This window comes from Rhodococcus sp. SMB37, from assembly GCF_004345605.1.
Classification (GTDB): domain Bacteria; phylum Actinomycetota; class Actinomycetes; order Mycobacteriales; family Mycobacteriaceae; genus Rhodococcus.
The window spans coordinates 66138-91211 of record NZ_SLVY01000013.1; the positions used below are offsets into that span (position 1 = coordinate 66138).

Genomic DNA, 25074 nt, shown 5'->3' on the forward strand with positions numbered 1-25074 from the left:
GCGATGAGCGGCCATGTCTGGGAACGGAGCTGAAGTGGACACGATCGACACCGGCCTGTTGATACTTCGGGTGCTGCTGGGACTGACGATGGCGGCACACGGGTACGGCAAGCTCTTCCGAGGTGGCCGTATTCCGGGCACGGCCGGATGGTTCGACGGCATGGGGATGCGACCCGGCAAGGTGCATGCGTGGCTGGCCGCGCTGACGGAAGTCGGTGCCGGCCTCGCGCTCGCGGCCGGCCTGCTCACCCCGTTCGCTGCGGCCGGGTTCGTCTCGCTGATGTTCGTCGCAGCATGGACGGTGCATCGAGGCTCCGGCTTCTTCGTGACGGCCAACGGGTGGGAATACAACCTCGTTCTGGCCGGGGGAGCTGTGGCCGTCGCGATCATGGGAGCCGGTAGCGCCAGCCTCGATCATCTGATCTTCGGGCACAACCTTCTCGACGGATGGGCCGGTGGCGCCATCGCGCTGGTCGGTGGCCTTGCTGCGGCCGGGGCCCTGCTCGGCGCGTGCTACAGGCCCGCGCCGAAGCCGGATGACGAGTCGGTATCGGTGTCCTGACGTCCTCGTTCGGAAGGCCGACTACCGCAGGTAGAGCCGCACCTTGTCGATCTCGTTGCGGAGCAGGTCGATCTCGTGAGCGGTCGGGGGCTCGGTCACCGTCAACTCGGGGGAGACCCGCAGATCCCATCCGGTTGCCGCGCGCACCTCATCGACGGTGACGCCGGAGTGGATGCTGGTGAGTTCGAGCTCGTCGAACGGCCCGCTGCGGGAGAGCACGCCGAGGCTCACAACAGTCGTCGAGAAATCCGGTACTTCCTCATACCCATCGATATTTTCTTCCCACCTCCTTCGCCTCAACAATCCTCGTGTATCCAGGGACGACCCCTTCGCGCACACCCGCCGCGCCGAAGCGGCGCCGGCCGAACAGAACATGTCGGTACCCCGCGTTATCGTCACCGCCGAGACCTCACACCGACATGACCGGACACACAACCGGCGCCAGCGGGCCGGTCGATGACAGCGGCCCGGGGGACGACGAGAGGGGACGCGATGGCCGGCACCGAACCGACCACCCGGCGCCAGTTCGCGTTCACCACCCGCCCCCATCTGGCGGTCGACGACACCACCGGCGACCCGATCGGACTCGACGACCTCGACATCCGCGTGGGGTGGCTGCTCGACCTGATCACCGCCGCCGAAACGGAACTACTCACCAGGCTGTGGCACCCCGACACCTTCGACCTCCTCGCCTCCGGGCGTGATGGTGACGGCCGCGCCCTGCCGAAACACGGGCACGTTGCCGCCGCCCGCCTCGGCTGGACCCCCACCTACCCCAACGGGTGTTATGTGCCGTCGCGGGTGTCGCGGGTGGTCACCGCGCACGCCACCGCGACGTTGCGGACCTGCGGGTATCGAGATGCCGCGATCGCGTCGCTGTCGGCCCGGTTCGATCCGGCCACCGGACGCCTGCGCGCCCCGGTCGACGGAGAGGTGTCTGTGCCGTCGGGGTTCGCCCGCGGTGTGCGGCGGCAGTTGGTCGCCTGTATTGGCCGCTCGGACGCGGCTGCGGGTCAGGAACCCGCGAGCGACGCATCGACGTCCCACGCGGCGGCGACGGAGGAAACACAGTCCACGCGGCTGCGGATCACCGACATCCAAACCCCACCACAGGTCACCGCGATGGCCCGCCTGTCCGCCGCCGATCGGCAACTCGCCGAGCTCACCGTCACCGCCGACACGATGGTGTTGACGGTGAAACTCCCCACCACCGCGACCCCTACCGGGCGAGCACAGTGGCAACGCGTGCGGTTGACCGCCGCGCTCCCACCGCACCTGCATGGCCGGGCGGTCACCGCGTGGCATCTGCCGACCCTGACCCTCGACGGCCGAGGACTGTTGCTGCGCTGCGCGGCCACCGAAGCCGTCCCCGCCGGCGACCTGGCGGCGGGAACGGTGGCGGTGGGTGTGGACTGGTCACCGTCCACCCTCGGGGCCGCCGCGATCACCACCGACACCGGCGACGGGTTGGTCTCCGATTTTCGGGGTTACACCTACGACGACCGCGGCCTCGGTATCAAGCTGGCCCGCCTGCAACAGGAAGGGCAACGGCTGCACCGCAAGTCGGCTCGAGTGCGCCGGCTCGCCGAGAACGCACCACCTGAGCTCCGCAGCAAATTGGAGGCGAAGATCGCGGTGCTCGACGAGAAGCGCACCGCGGTCGGCGTCAAACGGGGGAAGATCAATCGGGAACTCGCGTTCCATTTCGCGCGTCAGGTCACCGACTATGCGGCCGCCGCCGATGCGACGGTGATCGCGGTCGAAGACTTGTCCACCCTCGAACCGCGCGGGCGTGGCCGGGTGAACAACAATCGGGCCGCGCAGTCCGCGCGCCGCAAAGCTGCCGACGCGCTGGCACACACCGCCGCGCGGGTGGGTGTGGTGGCGGTGACGGTGCCGGCGCGGGGATCGTCCGCCTTGTGTCCGGGCTGCAATGCGCCGCTGGCCCGCCCGGGTGGCTATCACGATGCGTGGTGTCAGTCCTGCCGACTCGGTGGGAATCGTGATCATGTGGCGGGGGTGAGCCTCGCCAAGCGTGCTCTCCTCGGGCGAGGTGCTGCGGTCCGCACCCGTGTCGGGGGTCTGGAGATCCGCACCACTATGTATGCGCCGGTACGCCGGTGTCGGGACAAGACCGGCCCTACCCCGGGGAGGCCGCGGCATCGGCGGGTCCGCCGCAGTGTTGCCAGGCCGACCTCCGCTGAGGGGGTGAATAAATCGAAGCCTCGTCCTGCATCGCAAGCGTCGGTGTGGGACACGGTCGAGTCCGCGGCATCGCAGGATGTCTCGGGTAGCCGTGAGGAACGTGGATCTGGACCGCCTGGCACGTAGGTGGCAGGAAGTATCAGATTTACGTAGACGCTGGTGAACACCTTGGTGACGCCTCGTCCCTGGGGCACGATGCCGACACCGGCGTCGCGGGCCCGAACAGGGCTCGGGGACGTGCAGAAGTCGAGCTCGGCGGGAACGCGCTCGGGTCATGCCGGCGAATCACAACGAAGACCTCGCCCGCGTTCGGCATGATCTCCACGGCCCCACCCGCCCCCGGAAGTCGCACGGTGGGTTTGTCCAGTCGCCGATGAAGCTCGTGTTCAGGCTGCCGTAGCGGTCGATCTGGCCGGCACCGAGGAATCCGACGTCGACATTGCCGCCCTGCAGTACATATCCGAACAGCGATGCCATGGAGACCACGGATTCGGCGCCGGACACCACGACCGAATCGGCGATCCCCTCGGCCATCGCCTCCGGATGCGCACCACATACGCCGGACTCGTAGATCAGTTCGATGTCCGGGTTCGAGGTGCGGCAGGCCAGATCCACCGCGAGGGTGGGGAGGCCGTTGTGTCGACTGTGACATGTGTAATAGATGTAGTCCAATACAAAGTGTCGCCACCTTTATTGCGTTTTGCGTAATAAAGGTGGCGTGGAGATACATCAGATCCGAGCGTTTCTGGCCGTGGCGGAAGAACTGCACTTCGGTCGGGCCGCGCAGCGTCTGCATGTGGCGCAGCCGCCGCTGAGCCGGACCATCAAGCAACTCGAGAAGGAACTCGGAATCACCCTGTTCGAGCGCAGCACGCGCAGTGTGCAACTGACGGAGGCAGGACAGGCCCTCATCGAACCCGCCCGGGCGATCCTCGATGCGGTCCGTCTCGCGGAGATGGCGGTGACTGCTGCAGGACGCGGCCGGACAGGCCGCGTGCGAATCGGATTCGCCGGCACCTCGCACCACCTGGTCGGACGGTGGGCAAAGCTGGTGCGACGCACGCATCCCGGCATCGAGTTCGTGCTCACGAGTTCGGCGTACGCGAGTGAGGTGCTGAACCGGCTCTCGGAGGGCACCCTCGACATCGGCATCGTCCGGATGCTGTTCTTCCCCCCGGGGATCGCGTCGAGGGTGATCGCACGCGAGAATCTCGTCGTCGCATTGCCGAGGGAACATCGACTGGCGGGACAAGCGGCGGTGCAGCTTGCCGACCTGGCAGGTGAAGGATGGGTGATGCTGCCCTCCGAATCAGGGTCGATGCTGCGCGAACTCCTGTTGCGTCTTGCGTGCGACGCCGGCTTCACCCCGAGAATCGTGCAGAGCGCACCTGATTCGCTGTCGCTGGTGGCGCTCGTCTCGGCTGGAGTGGGTTGCACGTTGACGGTGTCGTCGGTGGCTCGGCACGTCGTCAATCCGGAGGTCGTGTTCGTGCCGCTTGCCGAGCAGGGGCCGATCGACGTGTGTCTGGTGTGGCGTGAGGGCGACACCAGCGCGGCCCTTGCTGAGGTGCTCCGGCTGTCCGAGGAGGCGTTGCCCACTCCGATCGAGTGAGCGGTGCCTGCCGTCGCGAGGACTGGCAGGAACCGCTCAATTGGACTCTCGAATTATGTTACGGTGCAGACTGTTTCGGACTTCTCGGCCGGAACGGTATCGACTCGGATGAGAGTTCACCGCCTTCTTCCCTGCGCTCGAGGTCGTCCTTGTCGGCCTGCTCCGCGTGCGACAGCGCCTTCGGGTCGTAACCCGGTGCGATTGAGCAGCATGAGCGTGCACACCGGAGATACCGCAGCGTATGAGGCCGCGACCTGAACGAGGGGGAGGGCGCCTGCGCCGAGCAGAATCGGTGTGTGTCGGTCTGGTGGTAGACATACAGCCGAGCGCAGTTCAAGGAGGACAGACGTGACAGACGAGGCGGATATGTCAGGCGACGCAACCGACAGGAATGGTTCGGGCAGGGTGGAACTACCCCTCGAGGGCGTCACCGTGGTGAGCCTCGAGCAGGCGGTCGCAGCACCTCTGGCGACCCGGCATCTCGCCGACCTGGGCGCGCGGGTGGTCAAGGTCGAACGGGTCGGCGACGGCGACTTCGCTCGCGACTACGACAGTGCTGTCCTCGGCCTCGCCGCGCACTTCGTGTGGCTCAACCGCGGCAAGGAGTCGCTCGCGGTGGATCTCAAGGCTCCGGCCGGAATCGACGCGGTGAAGTCGCTCATTGCCGGCGCCGATGTGTTCGTGCAGAACCTTGCGCCCGGGGCCGTCGAGCGACTCGGTCTCGGCGCCGACGAGCTGCGCGCCGAGCATCGGGAACTGATCGTCGTCAACATGTCCGGGTACGGAACCGAGGGGCCGATGCGTGACCGGAAGGCCTATGACCTGCTGGTTCAGTCGGAGTCAGGGCTGTGCTCGATCACCGGCACACCCGAGACCGCCGTCAAGACGGGCATTCCCACGTCCGACATCGCGGCGGGCATGTATGCGCTGACCTCGATCCAGGCCGCGTTGCTTCGCCGGTACCGCACGGGCGTGGGTGCGACGATCGATGTCTCGATGTTCGATGCGACCGCCGAGTGGCTCGGGTACCCGATGTACCTGCAGATGTACCAGGATCGGCAGGTGCCGCGGATGGGGCTCGGGCACACGTCGATCGCCCCGTACGACAAGTACCCGACCGCCGACGGAGAGATCCTCATCGGTGTGCAGAACGACCGCGGTTGGCGGACATTGACCGAGGTGCTGGGGATGCCCGAGCTGGCGGACGATCCGCGCTATGCGACCAATGTCGAACGGGTCGCGCGCCGAGGCGAGGTCGACAAGCTCGTCGGTGACGCGACCAGCGCGTACGTCGGTGCGGAGCTCGACGACAAGCTTGCCGCGGCCGGCATCCCCGCGGCGCGTCTGCGTGACCTGTTGGGTCTGATCGAGCATCCGCAGCTGAGTGAGCGCGATCGGTGGCGCGAGGTGCAGACCCAAGCGGGCCCTGTGCGCGCGATCCGCCCGCCGATGAACTTCCGCGACGTGGAACTGCCCATGGGGCCGGTTCCGGGACTCGGGCAGCACACCGATGCAGTCCTGGCCGGGCTCGGGCTGACCGACGAACAGGTCGCGGGCCTGCGTGAGTCAGGGATCGTCGGGTAGGTCGCCACCGCAAATATCCGGCCATATAGGTATGGGGAGTCGTACGTATTGGTGATTCGGATCGAAGGTGCAGCACTGAGCGATTGACGCCCAGTGCGTACATATCTAAAAATGGCCGTACAAATTATGTACCAGAGGAGCAGGCCATGACCCGAGCGGCACTCGTCGCCCCCGTTCGTACCGCCGTCGGCCGTTTCGGCGGCTCGTTGAAGGACGTCTCGGCGGTGTCTCTCGCGACCACGGTGATCAAGGAGGCCGTCGCGCGTTCGGGTATCGACCCGGAACTCATCGAAGAGGTTGCGATGGGCCAGTCCTACGCGAGTTCGGAAGCGCCGTGCATCGGCCGGTGGGCTGCGCTCGACGCGGGCCTGCCGATCTCGGTTGCCGGCATCCAGACCGACCGCCGCTGCGGCACCGGTCTGCAGGCCCTGGTGACCGCCGCGATGATGGTGCAGACCGGTGCGGCGAATGTCGTGGTTGCCGGAGGTGTGGAGTCGATGAGCAACATCGAGCACTACACGACCGGTGCCCGGTGGGGTGCGCGCTCGGGTGGCCTGAATCTGTACGACCGCCTCGACCGCGGCCGTGAACGGTCACAGCCCGAATGGCGATTCGGCAAGATCAGCGGAATGATCGAGACGGCCGAGAACGTCGCGGAACAGTGCGGGATCACGCGCGAGGACTCCGACTCACTCGCAGCGGAGAGCCATCGTCGCGCCCACGCCGCGTGGGAGGCAGGACGTTTCGACGACGAGGTCGTCGGAGTCGAGGTCAAGGACCGCAAGGGCAACGTCACGGTGGTCGCACGGGATGAAGGTATCCGCCCCGACAGCACCCCGGAATCCCTCGCGAAACTCCGGTCCGTCACCCCTGGCGGTGTGACCACCGCCGGTAACGCCAGCCAGCAGAATGACGCGGCCGCAGCGCTTCTCGTAGTGGCCGAAGACAAGCTCGACGAGTACGGACTCGAGCCGATCGGCTTCCTCGAAGGCTGGACCGCGGCCGGATGCGACCCGGCGACCATGGGACTCGGCCCAGCAGCGGCAACCCGAAAGCTGTTCGATCGCACGGGCCTCGGATTCGACGACTTCGACCTCGTCGAACTCAACGAAGCATTTGCATGCCAGGTTCTCGGTGTGCTGTCGCAGTGGGGCTGGGACGATCGAGACAAGCTCAACGTCAACGGATCCGGCATTTCCCTCGGGCATCCGATCGGCGCGACGGGTGTCCGGATGACGACGACTGCTCTGCACGAACTGAAGCGCCGCGGTGGTGGCCGTGCGTTGGTGACGATGTGCATCGGCGGTGGCCAGGGCATGGCCGCGTCGATCACCACGGCCTGAGAGAGGATCGACATGCCCGGACTGGACGACAGGGAATGGATGCTTGCCGCGCGCTGCCGGGGTTCCGACACGTCCGTCTTCTTCCCCCAGAAAGAGTCGGGGCGAGGTCCGGCGGCCGGCGCGGAACGCGACGCGAAGAAGATCTGCCGCACGTGCCCGGTGATCAGCGAGTGCCGCGACCACGCGCTTCGGAACGCCGAACAGCACGGTATCTGGGGCGGGATGAACTACTCCGAGCGTCGCGCGGCCGACCGAGCCAGGAAGCTGGGCCGGCTCAGCCCTGTATGAGCGCTGCAGCGAGTTGTTCGAGCCGCTCCACGTTGGCGGCCATGGCGTCGCGCCAGACACCCAGTCGGTAGGTGACGATCTCGCCTTCCCTGTCGGGGTGCTGCTCGATGAAATCGGAGAAGGGCGAGCTACCGGTACCGACCTTGGCCCACTGCCGGACGACGGCGCCGTCCGCCGCGGGATCGACCTCGAAACCCCAGAAGGCGATCGGTGCCTCGGCGGGGCCCACACGCCATACCCAACGACGCCCGTCCTCGACTTCGGTGACCTCCGGTTCGGTGTGCCATTCACCCATCTGCGGACTGTGGTTGTATCCGCGGAATTTGGCTCCGACCGCGACCCCGTCGGCTCCGTCCAGCCATTCCACACGCTGTAGTTCGCCCTCGGCGCCGGTCGGCAATTCGATGTCGGTGACCAATGCCCAGGCCTGTTCCGGACTGCAGGGCAAGGTCCCGGTGACTTCGACGGTCGGGGTGTCGCGCAGACGCACGGATACTCCTTCGGGGTCTCGATTCGATTTTCGACGGTGCGCCGATGCTAACCGAGACTCGGCCCTACTCAGCCGACGTTCGTCACCGGGATCAGTCCGCCGGTGATGGGTGACCCCGCATCGGACAGTAGGAACTCGATCACCTTTGCGACGTCGGCCGGCTGTGACCACCGGCTGGTGTCGGCGTCGGGCATCGCCGCGCGGTTGGCGGGGGTGTCGATGACGACGGGGAGCAGTGCGTTGACGCGGATGTGGTCGTCGAGGTACTCGACCGCCATGGTCTCGACCAGCGCTGAGACCGCGGCCTTCGAAGCGATGTAGGACGCGCCGCCCGAGAACGGATTGTGAGTCGCGGCAGCGGAGATGCAGACGATCGATCCGCCGCCGCGACGGATCAGGTGGGGCAGCGCGGCCTGGCTGACGGAGTAGGCCGTGCGTACGTTGAGGTCGAACTGGGAATCGAGTACGCCGATCGGAGTCTCGTGGACTCGCGGACCGGAGGAGAATCCGCCGACCAGGTTGACGACACCGAACAGGGGGGCGCCGGGGTCGTCGGCCGCGACCGCCAGGACATCCTCGAGTTGCTGTTCGTCGGAGAGATCGGCCTTGACGAGGTGCAGATTCGGATGAGTACCGACCCGCTCGAGTTCTCCGGGGGCCACCCACGGGACCACGACACGCCAGCCGGTGTCGAGAAGATGCGCGGTCACAGCGGCTCCGAGACCGCCGGTGCCGCCGCTGACGAGTGCGGTGCGAGTCATGGCCACCGTCCTTCCGAGTGTTGTCGAGGTCTCGCGTGTTGATCCGGTCCTGTCCGGTGCGGGACTGGTAACGACCCTATCGTATAGGGAAATGACATTCTCGAAAATCTCACTAAGTGGGAAAAGGGTGTCCTTCGCTCGGCGATCGGCATGATGAGTGGCAGGTTCATCGTCGAAGGGACATCACGTGACCGACATCGAAGCAGAGTTCGTCGAAATCGGTGGCCTCCGGGCATTTCTTGCTCGCCCACTCGGCGGCAGCAGCGGGGGAATGCTGCTGCTCCCCATGATCACCGGCATCAACCACCAGGTGCGCGAGTACGCCGAGGACATCGCAGACACCGGCGTCACCGCAGTCGTGTGGGACCCGTGGCACGGGCACAGCGCCGACGACACCCCACGGGAAAAGCTGGTGGAGTGGATGGGCGAACTCCAGGACGACACCGTCCTCGCCGAGTCGAACACCCTGCTCGAGCACGCCTTCGGCGAACTCGGACTGTCGAAGATGGGGGTGATCGGCTGGTGCCTCGGTGGCCGACTGGCACTGATCCTCGGCGGCGGCGACCCGCGGCTGTCGAATGTGGTTGCCTACCACCCGTCGCTCTTCGTCCCCGCGCCGCCGAATCACACGGTCGATGCGGTCGAGTCCGCGTCACGCATCACCGCACCGGTGATGATCCTGCACGCGGGCGCCGACACCGTCATGTCACCCGCGACGTTCGGCGAACTGCAGAGCGCGCTGCAGAATCGCACCGCGGGCGCGAGCATCGTCTCGGTCTTCCCCGGAGCCGAGCACGCATTCAGTAGTCGGGCCCGGCACACGAATCCGATCAACGCCGACGCGTACGCATTGTCCTGGCCTCAGGTGCTGCGTTTCCTCGGCGACACGGTGCTGGGCTCCTGACCGGGAGAATCCACAGAAACTGCTGGAACCGGTTGCACGCGCGCCGTAGAAGACGACTATGGAGCGCAGGCGCCGGACCGCTCAGGCCCGGGGGAAGCGAGACAGGTATGGAGTCGAAGGACACCCGCACGTCACACGTGACCGAGTCCGGCCAGCACGTGACCAGGCACGCGACCGAGCCCGGCCAGCACGTGACCAGACACGTGACGAGGCTGGACCAGGTCGTCATCCGAATCGCCGGAGACTCCGGCGACGGCATGCAGCTTGCCGGCGATCGATTCACAGCAGAAGCCGCGGCCTTCGGGAACGATCTCGCCACGCAACCGAACTTCCCGGCGGAGATCCGCGCACCGCAGGGCACCCTGCCGGGGGTGTCGAGTTTCCAGATCCAGATCGCCGACCACGACATCCTCACCGCCGGAGACCGACCCGACGTGCTCGTGGCGATGAATCCGGCGGCGCTGAAATCGAATGTCGGTGATCTACCGGACGGCGGCATCCTCATCGTCAACAGCGACGAATTCAGCAAGCGCAACCTCGCGAAGGCGGGCTACGACGGTAACCCTCTCGAGTCGGACGGATTCGAGCACCTGCAGGTGCACACCGTCCCCATGAGCACCATGACGCTCGGTGCCGTCGAACCCTCCGGAGTGGGCAAAAAGGAGGCCCACCGCGCGAAGAACATGTTCGCGCTCGGTCTCCTGTCATGGATGTACGGTCGTGCGATCACCACCGTCGAGGCCTTTCTCGAAACCAAGTTCGCATCGCAACCCGACATCGTCCGCGCCAACATCCTTGCATTGCATTCGGGTTGGAACTACGGGGAGACGACCGAGTCCTTCGCGTCGACCTACGAAGTGGACCGCGCCGATCTTCCGCCGGGCACCTACCGGCAGATCACCGGCAACACCGCCCTCGCGTACGGACTGGTCGCCGCAGGCAAGGCGGCAGACATGGACGTGTTCCTCGGCAGCTACCCGATCACGCCCGCGTCGGACATCCTCCACGAACTGAGCAGACTCAAGCGATTCGGTGTCCACACCTTCCAAGCGGAAGACGAGATCGCCGGTATCGGTGCGGCGGTCGGGGCGTCGTACGGCGGTGCGTTGGGGGTCACCAGCACTTCCGGTCCGGGGGTTGCGCTGAAATCGGAAGCGATCGGGCTGGCGGTGATGACCGAACTGCCGCTCGTCGTCGTCGACGTCCAGCGAGGCGGGCCGTCGACCGGGCTTCCCACCAAGACCGAGCAGGCCGACCTCTTGCAGGCGATGTTCGGTCGCAACGGTGAGTCGCCGGTCGCGATCGTCGCGCCGCAGTCGCCCGCCGACTGCTTCGACGCTGCGCTCGAGGCGGCCCGCATCGCCGTGACGTACCGGACCCCGGTGATGCTGTTGTCCGACGGCGCGATCGCCAACGGTTCGGAGCCATGGCGTATTCCGGAGGTCGACGCCCTCACCCCCATCGAACCCCGATTCGCGACACCATCGGGCGGGGACATCGACGGTCACCGGTCCGACGCGGACCCGGGTTACCAGCCGTACGCACGCGACCCCGCGACACTCGCGCGCGACTGGGCGATCCCCGGCACCGCGGGCCGAGAGCACCGCATCGGCGGGTTGGAGAAGGCCAACGGCACCGGGGACATCTCCTACCATCACACGAATCACGAGTTGATGACCCGCGTGCGCGCGGCCCGCATCGCCGGTATCGACGTACCCGACCTCGAGGTGGACGACCCCACGGGCGACGCCGAGATCCTCGTCCTCGGCTGGGGTTCGTCGTACGGGCCGATCGGCGAGGCGGTGCGCCGTGCCCGCCGCAGTGGCCATGCGGTCGCCAGAGCTCACCTGCGACACCTCAACCCGATGCCGAAGAACCTCTGCGACATCCTGAAAGGCTATCGCCGAGTACTGGTCCCGGAGATGAATCTCGGCCAGCTGTCCATGCTGCTGAAGGCGCGGTGCGACGCGGAGATCCAGCCCGTCACCAAGGTCGCCGGCATGGCGTTCCGCGCGGACGAACTACACGAAGCGCTCCTCGAGGAATTCGACGGCACATTGAGCGAGACCGAGAGCGCCAAGACCCCTGCCGCGGCCTCCGCGGCCGTGACGATCCAGCGAGGTGATCGATGATGGGAGACACCACGAACGGCGCCGTGCGCAACGGACGTGCCTACCGGCCTGTCGGAACCCACCTCGGGATCAGCGCCCTCGCCGAAGTGCCGCGCACCGAAAGCCCCCAGAAGGCGAAGGATTTCACTTCCGATCAGGAAGTCCGGTGGTGTCCGGGCTGCGGCGACTACGTCATCCTGGCGACGGTCCGCACCGTACTGCCGCAGTTGGGTCTGAAGCGGGAGAACATCGTCTTCGTGTCCGGTATCGGGTGCTCGTCGCGCTTCCCGTACTACCTCGACACCTACGGGGTGCATTCGATCCACGGCCGAGCCCCGACCTTCGCCACCGGCCTCGCCGTGACCAGGCCCGACCTGTCGGTGTGGGTGGTCACCGGCGACGGTGATGCGCTGTCGATCGGCGGAAATCACCTGATCCATGCCCTGCGACGCAACGTGAACATGCGGATCCTGCTGTTCAACAACCGCATCTACGGGCTGACGAAGGGGCAGTACTCGCCCACATCGGAATCCGGCAAGATCACCAAGTCGACACCGATGGGGTCGATCGATGCGCCGTTCAACACGATGTCACTCGCCCTCGGTGCCGAGGCGAGTTTCGTCGCGCGTGTGCTCGATTCCGACCGTGCAGGGCTCACCGAAGTCCTGCACGCGGCGGCCGAACATCGCGGGGCCGCCTTCGTCGAGATCCTTCAGGACTGCCCGATCTTCAACGACGGTTCGTTCGACGCGCTCCGCAAGGAGAACGCCGAGGACCGCCTCATCCACGTTCGTCACGGTGAGCCGATCATCTTCGGAACCGACGACGAACTCTGCGTCGTACGCAGGGGGTTCGGGCTACGGGTAGCGCCCATCACGGACGTCGACCGAGACGACATCATCGTGCACGACGCTCACAGCGACGACCCCGAATACGCCTATGCGCTGTCGCGGCTGTCGGCGCAGGACCTCACCTACACGGTCACGGGAATCGTGCGCTCGGTGTCGCGGCCCACCTACGACGACCAGGCGCGCGCCCAGGTCGCGGCCGCTGTGAGCGAAGAACGGGCCGATCTGCAAGCGCTGCTCGACGGCCCCAGCACCTGGACGGTATCGTGACGCCCATTCTGTCGATCTTGGAGAGTGATCGGTGACAATTCGATTCGGTGTATTCGTTCCACAGTTCCGTCTCGGCGTCGGCGAGGTGAAGGCCCGGGCAGTGGCTGCGGAACATGCCGGATTCGACTCGTTCTGGCTCATGGATCACCTGTATTCGCCGGGCGGAAGGCCGACGGATTCTCTCGAAAGCTGGACGTTGCTCACCGCACTCGCCGGTGCCACCTCGACCATGCGACTCGGACACCTGGTGGGATGCGCGCCGTTCCGGCACCCGGCATTGCTCGCGAAGATGGCTGCCACAGTCGACCACATCAGCGGCGGCCGGCTCGACCTCGGGCTCGGCTGGGGCTCGGTGGAGGCGGAATTCGAGACCTTCGGAATCGAGGTCGGTACGCGCCGGGAGCGCGCGGAAGCCCTCGACGAAACGCTCGAGATATTCCGGCTGATGTGCACGGGCGAGCAGTTCGAATACGACGGCAAGCACTTCCGGATGCGCGGTGCATACGGGCTGCCGACACCCGTGCAGGACCGGATTCCCGTCCATATCGGTGGTGCAGGCAAGACCTTGACGATGCCGCTCGTCGCACGTCACGCAGACTGGTGGAACTGCGTAGGGCACGCACGGAACCGGCTCGAGGAACTCGCGCCGCTCAAGGGCGATGCCCGGATCTCGGTCCAGTACGCGGTGGGATTCGCGGACACTGCCGCAGACATACCCGACGTGACAGCGTCGGTCGCGCGCAGACTCCCGGAAAGCGGTTGGGGTGCACCACTGATCGGTACGGGTGATGCCCTGACAGAACAGATCGTGCTCGAACACAAGCGCGGTGTAGAGCTGTTCGTGCTCCGCTTCCACGACTTCGCACCGCCGGAGACATTCGAACGGTTCGGACGCGAGGTCATCGCTCCACTCCGTGCTCAGGGCATCCTGTAGACGCAGCGGCCACCGATCCAGGTGGCACGCACCCTGCTTGCATCGGGATCGCCGAGGACATCCGCGAGCGGCCCGTCGAGCAGGACGAGATCGGCCTCGGCGCCGGTCGTCACCCGGCGTGCCGAACCGCCGGGGTCGTCGAGAGGTGCAAGGTAGCGGTCGAGCGCGTCGGCCGGCGTGATCCGCTCTGCCGCACCGACGATGTCCCCGGTGGGGCAGAGCCGGGTGACGGCGGCCGCCATGACCTGCCACGGGTCCACAGGGCCGTACGGGGCGTCACTCGACAACGCGACGGGGACTCCACCGTCGATCAGACTGCGGCAGCGGTAGAGATCGGGCAGGTCCGCGGCATCGACGTCGCGCAGATACGCGTCGCCGCGGTCGGCAAGGAATCCGGGCTGCGTCACCACACGGATTCCTCGTCGTCGCAGGTCGTCGATGGATTCGGCCGGGACGAGGGCACCGTGCTCGATTCGGTCGCCGGGACGGGAGCCGATCTCGTCGAAGACCGCGAGGAGGATCACGAACGCCTCGCGGCTGACACAGTGCACCGCGACGGCGCGATCTTCCGCGTGGACACGACGAATGCAGGAGGTGAGATCGTCGATGTCGGGGAGAGCCGAGTCGGCGATGACGATCTTGTACGGTCCGACAGTGCAGTCCGGCGCACCCGGCGTGAAGTGGTGCGGTGCGCCCAGCAGATGCAGACGCTGAGGAAGCGCACCGCTGACATGCGAATCGACGAGGGCAGCGACCGTGCTCGATGTCAGATCGGGGGTCGCGTCGGTGACGCCGGTGATACCGCAGCGTGCGAGCTCCGCGCCGATCGCATCCAGCTTCGGAGGAGAGGTGGCAGGGAGTCGTTCGCGCAACCAGGTGTCGGCCCGCCATATCCGGCCGGTGGGGCGGCCGGTGCCGTCGCGCTCGACGCCGGGATGATCAGCCGTGTCGAGCCGGGCGAGTCGAGCGGCTTCGGAGTTCAGTGCCCACATGGCACCGCTGCGGTGTTGGATGCGTACGGGCCGCCTGCCGTGCAGACCATCCAGGACCTCGGAATCGAGCATCCCGGCGACCGACTCGAAGTATCCGACACCGCGGATCCACCCCTCGCCGGCAGCGCTGCCGAGAGCGCGCGCGAGATCGTCGGGCGAGGTCACATCGGGTGGCCCGCATTGCAAGGAGACGCGATCGGCCGCCAACGCGTGCAGGTGGATATGGTGATCATGGAGGCCGGGGATCAGTGCGCCGCCCTTGCCGTCGACGATGTCGCACCGCTCGGATGCCTCCAGCTCCCTTCCGATCTGCGCGACCACACCGCTCCGAAGGAGAACGTCGAGGCCGGGATCGCCGTCGACCTCGACGTTGTGCAGGATCACATCGGTCATCGGATGCCCAACTCGGAGAGGATCTTCGATGTGTCGCGTCCGGATTCGGCGACGTCACCCGCGGGCTCGCGACGCTCCGGTTCCGCGAGTGCGACAGTGCCGGACGGGGCCTCGACCCACCAGCGTCCTCGGAGCGAATGGCACATTGCGTCGAGTGGAGGAGACGAACGATACATTCGCTCAGAATCGTCTAGGTGGTGCGTCAACGTCGACGAAACGACGGCCGACATCGACACGTCCCAGAGGACTCCGCTGCCGTCTGCGGGTGCGGACAGTGCGAGAGCGGCCGCTGTGAGGCCGGTGAGGGGGTCGGCCAGGGCGTCGCCGACGAACACCGGGCCCTGCGCGTCGTACGCGATCAGCCCCGCAGACGCCGCGATGTCGTCGCCGAAACCGATGCGGAACGAATCGCGGCCATGCGCGGTGATCGACACCCACGTGCCGCCGCTTGCGACGAAACGGTCGGCGTCCAGGCCGAATCCGGCGAGTGCCCGCGGGCGGGATGCTTCGATGATGATGTCGGCTGCCGTCACCAGTTGCGCGAGTTCTCGGCGCTCTGTGTCGTCGCCGGGATCGAGCACCACCGACTCGTGCCCGCCGTGCAACAGGCGGTAGAAGTCGGCGTTGCCGAGGCGTGCGCCGTCCGGCCGCGTCGGGGTCTCGACCTTGACCACGCGGGCGCCCGCGAGGCCGAGAATGTGTGAGCACAGCGGACCGGCCCACAGTGAGCTGAAATCGACGACGAGCAACCCGTCGACCGTGCGAGGAACGAGGGGCTGTGGTGCTTCCGCGGGGACCGGCGAGACCGGGCCTGCCGCAATGCCGAGCGGTTCCGCGAGTTCGAGGAGGTCTTGGCCGGTGTGGTCCGCAAGCCACGAGGTGACGGCAGGCCAGGGGTCTTCGCCGACGTCGGCACCGACCAGCGCGCCGAGAAGTAGTGGATCGTCGGGGCGAGCGCACGAGACCGCGGCCCAGCCGTCGGCGGTGCGCAGCAACCTGCAGGAGCCGCCTGCCGAGACGGCGCCGGCACGCCGGTGTCCGGTGAACGCGGCCCGCTCGGACAGCAGCCGTGCCCCGTCGAGCCGTACCGTTCCGTTCGTCGCGGCCTCGATCCGTGCTGCCATCCCACGCGCGATGGTTGCGGCGCGTCCGGGTGGGATGAGGGGAGGGCCGCCGGGCCTGCCGGTCAGACAAGCGATTCCGCTCTCGGCCCAGTCGCGCGCGGAGTCCGCGGACGGGGATTCGAACACGTTTGTGATGCTACATTGCCCGGGACGGTCGGGCAGCGAACACAAGGGCGGAACTGATGGGCACGAACACGATCTCCGTCGTAGAGCTTGCAGACGGCATCGCCGATGCACCGGTTCTCGGCGACGGGGCTGTGGTCGTCCACCCGCTCCTGATCGTCGACCTCGACGACGCGCCCGACTCGGTGATCGAGCGCGCAGCAGAGCGTGCGAGGGGGAGTGATCACCTACTCGTCGGCAGATTCACCGGTGCGTCGATCGATGACACCGCCCTCGCGCCTCTCCTCGGGTCTCTCGATCTGACCTACTCGATGGGTCCCGACCCGCGATCGTCGTCCGTGGTCGGCACGGACGACCTCGATGCGAGCCTGTCCGCGTTCGGTGACGCCGTCGCGCAGAATCCACACGCGTCGCTGGTCGTTCGGCATGTGCTCCGCGCCGCCGACACCGTCGGGGTGGCCGCCGCGATCGACATCGAATCGCTCGGGTACTCGACGTTGCAGGGTGGCCCCGAGTTCCTTCGGTGGCTCGACGAGCGCGGACCTCGCCCGCTTCCGCCGCCTGCACCCGCCGACCCGGTCCTCGTCGCGCGGGAGAGCGGCACACTGCGGATCACGCTCAACCGGCCCGAGCGGCGCAACGCCTACGGGACGCAATTGCGCGACGCGCTGGTCGAAGCGCTGCGCCTCGCCGAGCTCGACGACAGTATCGAGCGTGTGGTGGTGGACGGGGCGGGTCCGTCGTTCTGTGCCGGCGGCGACCTCGACGAATTCGGACGCACACCCGACACCGCCACCGCTCATCTGATACGCACTCGTGGTGGCGCCGGACGCCTGGTGGCGCGGCTTGCGGATCGGACCGAGGTGCGCGTGCACGGGCACTGCGTCGGTGCGGGGATCGAGATCCCGGCCTTCGCGAATCGGGTGGTCGCGGCTCCGGGAACGGTCTTCCGGCTTCCTGAGGTGTCGATGGGCCTGATTCCGGGAGCCGGGGGGACGGCGAGCATTCCGAGGAGGATCGGCAGGTGGCGGTCGATGCATCTGTTCGTCACCGCGAGTGCCCTCGATGTCGATCGTGCGCTTTCCTGGGGGCTGATCGACGAGATGAGCGGCGCAGACCGGAAGTGAATAAGTTGTTCACAACCAAACGTTGACAACAAACTGTTGCATAGTGATTCTGGGTGTATGACCGACAAGGAATTCACTCCCCCGAACCCCAGTGCCGAGCGCGCTCAGCGCGAGTATGCCGGGCTGTTTCGAATCGCCGAACGTCACGGGGTCACCCCGGAGCAACGTGCCCGCCAATCACATCCGTACATGCTCGACCCATTGGGTGCCGTCCGGATCGTCGGGGCACTTGCGGGCGGTGTCCATTCCCCGGATCAGGGTGAGCCGGATGTGGACGAGGCCGACATCACCGCCGCGCTCGGGCTCATACCCAAGGTGAGGGCAGAGGTGGACCAATTGGAGGCGTTGATTCTCGGGATAGCGCGTGAGCGCGGAATGACGTGGCAGGACATCGCGTTCGGACTCGGACTCGGCAGCACTCAGGCCGCCAGGCAGCGCTACGAGAGGCTTGTGAAACGGACCGGTGCCCACAGCTCGTGACCGAATCGTGGACGTCCGGAGCCGCGACGGTCTACGCCATGAGGGCGCTGAAACGCCAGTCCAGAACAGGTGCCGGGTCGGCGTCGACGCGGTGTGCGTAGACGAGCGACCGCAGATTCAGGACGCCACCACCCTCGGCGAGGGGTTCAGCGGACTCGACGTGCAGGTCGCTGGTGAGGGTGTCGCCCTCGTGCACCGGCCCTGTGTGATCGCACGACTTCCAGCCGAGCACCGTCACCAGATTCGGTAGTGCCCGCGACGCCTGCGACAACGCCAGGCCGATCGTGTGCCCGCCGTACACCAGGCGGCCCGCGGCCCCGACTCGTTCGTCGTGGTGGGTCGCTGCGATGTTCAAGCTGAGCCGTGCCAGTTCGGGTGCGCTCGAAACAACGTCGCCGCTGGACTGCAGCACCGATCCGGCAAGTGACACGTCGAAGTGCGCGCCCGGTACCGAGGTGCGGTATTCGTCGAGGTTCCATCCTTCGGGGACGGCCCATTGCGGATCGTCCTGGGGTCCGATCGCCGACAGGTCGTCGGTGTGCACCACTCGGTTCCGGTCGGGACGCTCGCTCAGCGGCAGCATCGCGCAGCGGTAGAAGTCGAGGATTGTCCTGCCGTCCTGGTCGACGGTGTTCATGCGCAGCGCCGCGAGACCGGTGGGTTTGCGGCCAGGCTTGGCCGAGTTCTCCTTCAGACCCACGACCTCGGTGGTGGTGTACAGGGTGTCGCCGATGTAGGGGAACCGGCGGAAGCGTAGGCCGCGGTAGAAGAGATTGGCCTTGACGTGGTGCGTGACCAGCGTCGACTGACCGATGGCGATGTCGGTGACGAAACCGGCATGTGCGACCGGGCCGCCGGAGACCCGGTCGGAGAGGTGTTTGTCGAGGGGCAGACGCAGACGGTCGCCGAGGATCGACTGGTGCGCGGCAGCGAGCCCGTCGGTGAGAGTGACGGCAGGTGCGGTGTCGAAGACCTGGCCGACGGTCAGTTCGTCGAAGTACGGTCCGCCGACCGACGCGTGGTTGCTGGACATGTTCAGGCTCCGATCTTGGTGAGGGTGCGGCGGGCGGCGACGGCGACGGCCTCGTCGAGCATCTGACCGTCCAGCTGTGCGGCGCCGGCGCCGCGGGCCTCGGCTTCCTCGAGAGCGGCGAGAACCTTGCGGGCGGCCTCGACCTGTTTGTGGGTGGGAGTGAATGCTGCAGCAGCGGATTCGATCTGGGATGGATGGATGACCCACTTGCCGTCGAATCCGAGATCGGAAACCCACTGCGCGGAGTGACGGAATGCGTCGTCGTCGGCGATGCCGAGGAACGGACCGTCGATGGCCTGCACGCCTGTGGAGCGCGCCGCGTGCAGGATGCGGTCCTGCACGTACAGCCAATGCTCGGGTAGTGCGGTGCGTGTGCGTCCCAGTGCGGCACCGAGGTCGGCGTAGCCGATGATCACGCCCGCGATCCGTGGGCCCGCGGCGATCTCGTCGATGTTCCGGACGCCTGCCGGGGTCTCGATGAGGGCCTGGATCCGGACGTCGGAGTTCTCGCCCAGGATGCGGTCGGCCTCGACGAGATCGTCGGCGCTCTCGACCTTCGGGAACACGATCGACGCGAGTGCGGAGCCGAGTTCCGCGCACGCGCGCAGGTCGTCTTCGAACCACTCGGTGCCGCGCCCGTTGATGCGTACCGACACCGTGCGGTCGGCGCCGTGCTCACGGACCAGAGGAACGATGAGATCGCGCGCGGCGGGCTTCCGGTCAGGAGTGACCGCGTCCTCGAGATCGAGGACGACCTCATCGGCGGCGGAGGTCAGGGCCTTGCCTGCCTTACGATCATCGGAGCCGGGGGCGACGAGCACCGCTCGCCGGCGAAGGTGTTGCTCGGAAGTCACGGGGAACCTCGTGGAGTTCGACGGGTGGGGAACATCGATAAATGTACGGCCATTGTGGCGTGATGTGCCACTTCTATAGGTATCGGTAGCGACACGGATCACTGATATCACTGGTTCGGAGTGCTGGCATGGAGGGGTCAGCGATTGACAAGCGCTGGTGCGGATACCCAAAATGGCCGTACAAAGTGTGCGTCCCTGTCACCGGGACCCGCGACGAGCCTAAGGACTTCCGTGAGCCATCTGAACGACGAAGAGACATTCCTGGTCAAGACCGTCCGTGACTTCATCGACCGCGAGGTCAAGCCGTCGGTGCAGGAAGTCGAGCATGCGAACGAGTACCCCGAGAAGTGGGTCGAGCAGATGAAGCAGATCGGGATCTACGGGCTCGCGGTGCCGGAGGAGTACGGCGGGTCGCCGGTGTCGATGCCGTGCTACGTGCAGGTCACCGAGGAACTCGCCCGCGGCTGGATGTCTCTGTCGGGTGCGATGGGCGGGCATACGGTGGTTGCGAAGCTGCTGGTGTTGTTCGGTACCGAGGAGCAGAAGCTCAGGTATCTGCCCAAACTCGCGACGGGGGAGATCCGGGCGACGATGGCGTTGACGGAGCCCGGTGGTGGGTCGGATCTGCAGGCGATGACCACCACTGCCAAGCGTGACGGTGATGATCTGGTGATCAACGGGTCGAAGACGTGGATCACCAATGCGCGGCGTGCGGGGTTGATCGCGTTGCTGTGCAAGACCGATCCGCAGGCCAGCCCGCGGCACAAGGGTATTTCGGTGGTACTCGTCGAGCACGGTCCGGGGTTGACGGTCTCGCGGGATCTGCCGAAGCTCGGGTACAAGGGCGTCGAGTCGTGCGAGCTGAGCTTCGATGGTTACCGGATCTCGGCGGACGCAGTCCTCGGTGGCGAGCCGGGCAAGGGTTTCGGGCACATGATGAAGGGTCTCGAGACGGGGCGGTTGCAGGTCGCCTCGCGTGCGCTCGGTGTGGCTGCGGCGGCGCTGGAGGATTCGTTGGCGTATGCGCAGCAGCGCGAAAGCTTCGGGCAGCCGATCTGGAAGCACCAGTCGATCGGTAATTATCTGGCGGAGATGGCGACGAAGTTGACGGCGGCGCGGCAGCTGACCCGGTATGCGGCGGAGAAGTACGACAGTGGTGAACGCTGCGACATGGAAGCGGGTATGGCGAAGCTGTACTGCTCGGAGATCGCGATGGAGATCGCGCTGAATGCGGTGCGGATTCATGGTGGTTACGGGTATTCGACGGAGTATGACGTGGAGCGGTATTTCCGTGATGCGCCGTTGATGATCGTGGGTGAGGGGACCAATGAGATTCAGCGTAATGTGATCGCGTCGCAGCTCGTGGCGCGTGGTGGGCTCTGACGGTCGCCCACTAGGATCATGTCCGCCATGGACAGCAGAACACGTGAGACGGAACCCGCATACGCGCAACTCGCGCGTCAGCTGCGCGACGCCGTCGAAGCCGGTCGGTACAACGACGGTGTGCGCCTGCCGACGGAAGCGGAGCTCGCGGAGCAGCACGGGGTGAGTCGTCAGACGGTGCGTCGGGCATTCCAGGATCTGGTTGCAGACGGGATCGTCTACCGCGTGCCCGGCCGGGGTACGTTCGCGAACGAGTCGAGCAGGCGTTATCGTCGACAGCTCGGCTCGATCGAGGATCTGCTCGCATTGTCGGCGGACACGGTCATGGAGATCGTTTCGCCGCTGCGGCGCGGGGTCGATATCGATGCGGCGAGTCGTCTGCGCCTCGACACCGATCTGCTGTATTCCGTGGTGTTGCGACGTGTGCACGATGGGATCCCGTTCGTACACACCACGATCCACCTTCCCGACGAAGTTGCGGCAGATGTGCTGGACGAGCCTGCACTGCAGCTCGGTGCGTCCAGCCGCAACACCGTGATCGGGTTGCTCGAGCCGTATCTCGACAGCCCGATCGTCGAAGCTGCGCAATCGATCACCGTCGCGCCGGCATCCGAGCAGGTCGCGAAGGTTCTGAACTGCACTGTCAGGCACCCGCTGTTGCGGGTCGATCGGTTGTACTCGAACGAGGCGGGGGTTCCCACCGAACTGTCGGTGAGTTACTTTCTGCCCGAGCACTACACCTATCGCGTCACCCTCCGGCGTTCCGGACGCTGACGCCACATACCAACTACAGGAGTCGAACATGCGGGTCTTCAACGGAATCGACGAGGTCGAGAAGGCGGTCGGCGAGACCATCGGCCAGAGCGACTGGCTCGAGATCACCCAGGAACGGGTGAACCTGTTCGCTGAGGCAACCGGCGACCATCAGTGGATCCACGTCGATCCCGAGCGAGCTGCAAGCGGCCCATTCGGCGCGACGATTGCCCACGGTTACCTCACGCTGTCGTTGCTTCCCGTGCTCGGCGCGCAGATCTTCTCGCTCGAGGGCGTGAAGATGAAGGTCAACTACGGTGCCAACAAGGTGCGTTTCCCCACGCCGGTCCCGGTGGGTTCGAAGGTTCGTGCCTCGGCCGAGTTCAAGTCGTTCGAGCGCACCGCGAAGGGCGCCAACCTCATTGTGGGCTACACCGTCGAGATCGAGGGCGGCAGCAAGCCGGCGCTCGTCGCCGAGACGATCGTCGTCCTCGTTCCCTGACCCGTCAGGGATTTTCGATACTGGGTCTTTCGATACGGAGGATGCGGTCGTCGTCGTCCGAGGGTTCCCCGCGACCGTCACGGTTCGACGTGGTCAGCCACAGTGAGCCGTCCGGTGCGGCGACGACGGTCCGCAGTCTCCCGTATTCACCCGTGAAGAACTCGGTGGTGCTGAAATCTTCGGTACCTGAATCCGTGATGCCGATGCGCCACAGTCGTTCTCCCCGCAGTGAGGCCATCCACAGGTTGCCGTCGTCGTAGGCGATTCCGGAAGGCGATGCCTGCGAGACCGGCCATGTCACGACCGGGTCGATGTACTCGTGCGCGCCACCGGTGCCCTCGACCTCGGGCCAGCCGTAGTTGCCGCCCGCCACGATCTCGTTGAGTTCGTCCACATCGTTCTGTCCGAATTCGGACGCCCACAACCTGCCCTCGTCATCGAACGCGAGGCCCTGCACATTCCGGTGACCGAGCGAATACACCGGAGAATTCGGGTCGGGATTATCCGGCGCCGGCTCACCGTCCATCGTCACCCGCAGGATTTTTCCACCGAGCGACGCCGGATCCTGCGCGAGAGGTCGATCGCCGGCCTCACCGGTCGCGGCGTACAACATGCCGTCGGGCCCGAACTGCAACCGCCCGCCGTCGTGGACTCGTGCGGCGGGGATGCCCTCGAGGATCACCTGATGGTCGGTGAGTGCCGCCCCGTCGTACGTGGCGCGCAGAATGCGATTGTCGGACGACGTTGTGACATAGAGGAAGACGAGACGGTCGGTGTCGAAGGTGGGCGAGACCGCGATGCCGAGGAGGCCGGATTCGCCCTGCGCGACCACCTCGGCGATCCTATCGACCTCCCGAACCTGCTGGTCTGCGCCGATCTCGAGTACTCGGCCCGTGTCGCGTTCGGTGACCAGCGCTGCCCCATCGGGAAGGAAGGCGATACCCCACGGTGTCTCGAGACCGGACGCGACGGTGTCGGTGACACGCGGTGAGGGTTCCGTAGGCGCAGGCACAGGAGCCGAGGGGGTGGGCGTCGCGGGTGCTTCCTCCGGAGAGGAACACGCGACCAGTGGAACCGCCAGGGCGGTCAGGGCGACGCGACGTAACAATACGGGTGTCACGTGTTGCATCCTCGCGCAGCGACCCGCCATCGGTCCACTACCGCATCGGCGTGGCGCCCGTCTGTCACAATCAGCTCATCTGCGAGATTGACCGTGTTGCAGACATGATTGGGAATCACTCGAACTCGTTGTCCGAGGTCGGGACGGGTGGATGTATTCGGCCACTCCACCGTGGCGTGATGCTCCGACAGGGCAGTGATCCGCGCGTCCGGTTCACCGAGAATGCGACCGTATCCGGTGGCCCACGATGCGCGGTCGGCCCCGAGCGTCTTGCTTCCGGAGTCGAGCACGACCACCTCTCCGCGAGCCGACACCACTGTCGCCAGCGCGGTGAGTGCGATATCGGCCTCGGTCACCGAATCGAGTTCGAGTTGCTGAGCGTCACCGAACACGTACACACCGGGGCGTAGTTCGGTTGCAACGCTGGGTGTCTCGATCAGCGCGGTAGGCGACGAGCCGCCGCTGATCACCACCGGATCGATCCCGGCGTCGCGCAATGCCGCAGCCGCGACGGCGAGCGCTTCGGATTCCTCGGCAGCGGCGACATGAGGCAGACCCGGACCGTACGAGTGGCCGGGGAAGGTGAACACGCCGAGCACATTCAGGCCCAGCGCGTGTGCCTCACTCGCGACCACGCCGGCCTGTTCGGGCGCGACGCCGGTCCGGTGGTGTCCGCTGTCGATCTCGACCAGCACGCCGATCGAGGTGTCGCAGTGGTCGGCGAGTGTCCGAGCGCCGACCGCGGAGTCGACTCCAACCGTCAGCTGCACGGTCTCGGACAGAGCTTGCAATCGTGCGCCGCGCGCCGCGTCGACCCAGAGCGGATAGGCGATGAAGATGTCGTCGAACCCGGCCTGCGCGAAGGCTTCTGCTTCGGACACCGTCGCGACGGTAAGTCCTCGCGCGCCGGCGGAAAGTTGGAGATGGGCGATCTCGATGCACTTGTGGGTCTTGGTGTGCGGTCGTACATCGAGACCGCGTTCGCGTGCTGATGTTGCCATGCGTGCGATGTTGCCGTCGAGGACGGCGCGGTCGACGAGGAGTGCTGGCGTGGCGTCGATGGAGGGAAAGGCGATCATCATCTTGACCGTAGTCGCACGTGGAGCGTAGGGGGACTACCTGGCTCCGCGTTTGCCGGTCCGCTGCGTTCCGCCCCTGGGGGTGATCACGCGCGGAGGCGCTGTTCGTGTCATCGAGCGCTGCTGGTCGATCCGGGTCGGGTAAGTGGTGTGTTGCTTTCGCATAGGGGCATCATCTTTCGGGATGTGAGGAAGCCGG

At 66.4% G+C, this 25074-nt stretch carries 23 protein-coding genes and 2 pseudogenes; 15 read left to right on the plus strand and 10 right to left on the minus strand.

Annotated features, from left to right (window positions below; genetic code table 11):
- Positions 1-34 precede the first annotated feature (34 nt).
- Positions 35-562, plus strand: coding sequence for a DoxX family protein (locus EV641_RS19960; protein WP_199233328.1), 528 nt, complete (start codon positions 35-37; stop codon positions 560-562).
- A gap of 21 nt (positions 563-583) precedes the next feature.
- On the opposite strand, the pseudogene EV641_RS19965 reads toward EV641_RS19960, so the two are convergent.
- Positions 584-790 (minus strand): annotated as a pseudogene (locus tag EV641_RS19965) (3-oxoadipate--succinyl-CoA transferase subunit B); the annotation flags it as partial.
- Between the two features lie 264 nt (positions 791-1054).
- On the opposite strand from EV641_RS19965, the gene EV641_RS19970 reads away from it, so the two are divergent.
- Positions 1055-2893 carry a transposase gene (locus tag EV641_RS19970; protein WP_132474054.1) on the plus strand — a complete coding sequence of 613 codons (1839 nt, stop codon included), beginning with the start codon at positions 1055-1057 and terminating at the stop codon, positions 2891-2893.
- 26 nt (positions 2894-2919) lie between these two features.
- On the opposite strand, the pseudogene EV641_RS19975 reads toward EV641_RS19970, so the two are convergent.
- A pseudogene (locus EV641_RS19975) lies at positions 2920-3400 on the minus strand (CoA-transferase); the annotation flags it as partial.
- Positions 3401-3485: 85 nt separating this feature from the next.
- Here EV641_RS19975 and EV641_RS19980 point away from each other — a divergent pair.
- The 4 genes from EV641_RS19980 to EV641_RS19995 all read left to right on the plus strand — a co-directional run bounded on the left by EV641_RS19980 (position 3486) and on the right by EV641_RS19995 (position 7594).
- Entirely contained in the window at positions 3486-4379 is an 894-nt protein-coding gene (locus EV641_RS19980) for a LysR substrate-binding domain-containing protein (RefSeq protein ID WP_054714522.1), read from the plus strand.
- A gap of 366 nt (positions 4380-4745) precedes the next feature.
- Entirely contained in the window at positions 4746-5963 is a 1218-nt protein-coding gene (locus EV641_RS19985; protein ID WP_132474170.1) for a CaiB/BaiF CoA-transferase family protein, read from the plus strand.
- 146 nt (positions 5964-6109) lie between these two features.
- Entirely contained in the window at positions 6110-7306 is a 1197-nt protein-coding gene (locus EV641_RS19990) for an acetyl-CoA C-acetyltransferase (protein ID WP_132474056.1), read from the plus strand.
- Positions 7307-7318: 12 nt separating this feature from the next.
- Complete coding sequence (locus tag EV641_RS19995; protein WP_132474058.1) at positions 7319-7594, plus strand: WhiB family transcriptional regulator; 276 nt, start codon at positions 7319-7321, stop codon at positions 7592-7594.
- Here EV641_RS19995 and EV641_RS20000 read toward each other — a convergent pair.
- Complete coding sequence (locus EV641_RS20000) at positions 7581-8084, minus strand: SRPBCC family protein (protein WP_132474060.1); 504 nt, start codon at positions 8082-8084, stop codon at positions 7581-7583. The two genes, EV641_RS19995 and EV641_RS20000, sit on opposite strands and share 14 nt — an antisense overlap.
- A 68-nt stretch (positions 8085-8152) precedes the next feature.
- On the minus strand, positions 8153-8845 hold the full coding sequence (locus EV641_RS20005) for an SDR family NAD(P)-dependent oxidoreductase (protein ID WP_132474062.1): 693 nt from the start codon (positions 8843-8845) through the stop codon (positions 8153-8155).
- A 187-nt stretch (positions 8846-9032) separates the two neighbouring features.
- Here EV641_RS20005 and EV641_RS20010 point away from each other — a divergent pair, with 187 nt between their 5' ends.
- The 4 genes from EV641_RS20010 (at position 9033) to EV641_RS20025 (ending at position 13912) form a co-directional block, all read left to right on the plus strand.
- Positions 9033-9749, plus strand: coding sequence for a dienelactone hydrolase family protein (locus EV641_RS20010; protein ID WP_132474064.1), 717 nt, complete (start codon positions 9033-9035; stop codon positions 9747-9749).
- Positions 9750-9856: 107 nt separating this feature from the next.
- On the plus strand, positions 9857-11881 hold the full coding sequence (locus EV641_RS20015; protein ID WP_132474066.1) for a 2-oxoacid:acceptor oxidoreductase subunit alpha: 2025 nt from the start codon (positions 9857-9859) through the stop codon (positions 11879-11881).
- Positions 11881-12978, plus strand: coding sequence for a 2-oxoacid:ferredoxin oxidoreductase subunit beta (locus tag EV641_RS20020; protein ID WP_132474068.1), 1098 nt, complete (start codon positions 11881-11883; stop codon positions 12976-12978). Before EV641_RS20015 ends, EV641_RS20020 begins: the two co-directional genes overlap by 1 nt.
- Positions 12979-13009: 31 nt before the next feature.
- Positions 13010-13912, plus strand: a complete 903-nt coding sequence (locus EV641_RS20025) for an LLM class flavin-dependent oxidoreductase (RefSeq protein ID WP_054714519.1) — start codon at positions 13010-13012, stop codon at positions 13910-13912.
- Here the strand turns inward: EV641_RS20025 and EV641_RS20030 are convergent.
- Both EV641_RS20030 and EV641_RS20035 read right to left on the minus strand, forming a co-directional pair.
- A complete protein-coding gene (locus EV641_RS20030) occupies positions 13897-15297 on the minus strand; it encodes an amidohydrolase family protein (protein ID WP_132474070.1) in 1401 nt (466 codons plus the stop codon). The genes EV641_RS20025 and EV641_RS20030 overlap by 16 nt on opposite strands.
- Positions 15294-16547, minus strand: a complete 1254-nt coding sequence (locus tag EV641_RS20035) for a CoA transferase (protein ID WP_241997368.1) — start codon at positions 16545-16547, stop codon at positions 15294-15296. Before EV641_RS20035 ends, EV641_RS20030 begins: the two co-directional genes overlap by 4 nt.
- A gap of 56 nt (positions 16548-16603) precedes the next feature.
- On the opposite strand from EV641_RS20035, the gene EV641_RS20040 reads away from it, so the two are divergent.
- Both EV641_RS20040 and EV641_RS20045 read left to right on the plus strand, forming a co-directional pair.
- Positions 16604-17671, plus strand: coding sequence for an enoyl-CoA hydratase/isomerase family protein (locus tag EV641_RS20040; RefSeq protein ID WP_132474072.1), 1068 nt, complete (start codon positions 16604-16606; stop codon positions 17669-17671).
- Positions 17672-17728: 57 nt separating this feature from the next.
- The gene (locus tag EV641_RS20045; RefSeq protein WP_054720457.1) at positions 17729-18151 is read left to right on the plus strand and encodes a hypothetical protein; all 423 of its coding nucleotides are present in this window, start codon (positions 17729-17731) and stop codon (positions 18149-18151) included.
- 31 nt (positions 18152-18182) lie between these two features.
- On the opposite strand, the gene EV641_RS20050 is transcribed toward EV641_RS20045, so the two are convergent.
- Both EV641_RS20050 and EV641_RS20055 read right to left on the minus strand, forming a co-directional pair.
- Positions 18183-19184, minus strand: a complete 1002-nt coding sequence (locus EV641_RS20050) for a MaoC family dehydratase (RefSeq protein ID WP_054720458.1) — start codon at positions 19182-19184, stop codon at positions 18183-18185.
- 2 nt (positions 19185-19186) lie between these two features.
- Complete coding sequence (locus tag EV641_RS20055; RefSeq protein ID WP_241997369.1) at positions 19187-20038, minus strand: CoA ester lyase; 852 nt, start codon at positions 20036-20038, stop codon at positions 19187-19189.
- A gap of 231 nt (positions 20039-20269) precedes the next feature.
- On the opposite strand from EV641_RS20055, the gene EV641_RS20060 reads away from it, so the two are divergent.
- From EV641_RS20060 to EV641_RS20070, 3 genes are read left to right on the plus strand one after another with little or no spacing between them, the layout of a single operon-like run.
- Complete coding sequence (locus EV641_RS20060) at positions 20270-21421, plus strand: acyl-CoA dehydrogenase family protein (RefSeq protein ID WP_132474074.1); 1152 nt, start codon at positions 20270-20272, stop codon at positions 21419-21421.
- Positions 21422-21448: 27 nt separating this feature from the next.
- Positions 21449-22195 (plus strand): GntR family transcriptional regulator, encoded by a 747-nt coding sequence (locus EV641_RS20065; protein ID WP_132474076.1) that lies wholly within the window; start codon positions 21449-21451, stop codon positions 22193-22195.
- A 28-nt stretch (positions 22196-22223) separates the two neighbouring features.
- A complete protein-coding gene (locus tag EV641_RS20070) occupies positions 22224-22676 on the plus strand; it encodes a MaoC family dehydratase (RefSeq protein ID WP_054713214.1) in 453 nt (150 codons plus the stop codon).
- 4 nt (positions 22677-22680) lie between these two features.
- On the opposite strand, the gene EV641_RS20075 is transcribed toward EV641_RS20070, so the two are convergent.
- Together EV641_RS20075 and EV641_RS20080 are read right to left on the minus strand one after the other, a co-directional pair.
- Positions 22681-23796 carry a PQQ-dependent sugar dehydrogenase gene (locus tag EV641_RS20075; RefSeq protein ID WP_241997370.1) on the minus strand — a complete coding sequence of 372 codons (1116 nt, stop codon included), beginning with the start codon at positions 23794-23796 and terminating at the stop codon, positions 22681-22683.
- Entirely contained in the window at positions 23793-24875 is a 1083-nt protein-coding gene (locus tag EV641_RS20080) for an alanine racemase (protein ID WP_054713223.1), read from the minus strand. The genes EV641_RS20075 and EV641_RS20080 overlap by 4 nt, the downstream gene beginning before the upstream one ends.
- Positions 24876-25074 lie beyond the last annotated feature (199 nt).

Coding starts and splice junctions, on each gene's coding strand:
- EV641_RS20005 (WP_132474062.1), bottom strand. CDS start 8,845: ATGACTCGCACCGCACTCGTCAGCGGCGGCACCGGCGGTCTCGGAGCC.
- EV641_RS20080 (WP_054713223.1), bottom strand. CDS start 24,875: ATGATCGCCTTTCCCTCCATCGACGCCACGCCAGCACTCCTCGTCGAC.
- EV641_RS20030 (WP_132474070.1), bottom strand. CDS start 15,297: ATGACCGATGTGATCCTGCACAACGTCGAGGTCGACGGCGATCCCGGC.
- EV641_RS19970 (WP_132474054.1), top strand. CDS start 1,055: ATGGCCGGCACCGAACCGACCACCCGGCGCCAGTTCGCGTTCACCACC.
- EV641_RS19985 (WP_132474170.1), top strand. CDS start 4,746: ATGTCAGGCGACGCAACCGACAGGAATGGTTCGGGCAGGGTGGAACTA.
- EV641_RS20020 (WP_132474068.1), top strand. CDS start 11,881: ATGGGAGACACCACGAACGGCGCCGTGCGCAACGGACGTGCCTACCGG.
- EV641_RS20015 (WP_132474066.1), top strand. CDS start 9,857: ATGGAGTCGAAGGACACCCGCACGTCACACGTGACCGAGTCCGGCCAG.
- EV641_RS20070 (WP_054713214.1), top strand. CDS start 22,224: ATGCGGGTCTTCAACGGAATCGACGAGGTCGAGAAGGCGGTCGGCGAG.
- EV641_RS20045 (WP_054720457.1), top strand. CDS start 17,729: ATGACCGACAAGGAATTCACTCCCCCGAACCCCAGTGCCGAGCGCGCT.
- EV641_RS20050 (WP_054720458.1), bottom strand. CDS start 19,184: ATGTCCAGCAACCACGCGTCGGTCGGCGGACCGTACTTCGACGAACTG.
- EV641_RS19995 (WP_132474058.1), top strand. CDS start 7,319: ATGCCCGGACTGGACGACAGGGAATGGATGCTTGCCGCGCGCTGCCGG.
- EV641_RS20040 (WP_132474072.1), top strand. CDS start 16,604: ATGGGCACGAACACGATCTCCGTCGTAGAGCTTGCAGACGGCATCGCC.
- EV641_RS19990 (WP_132474056.1), top strand. CDS start 6,110: ATGACCCGAGCGGCACTCGTCGCCCCCGTTCGTACCGCCGTCGGCCGT.
- EV641_RS20065 (WP_132474076.1), top strand. CDS start 21,449: ATGGACAGCAGAACACGTGAGACGGAACCCGCATACGCGCAACTCGCG.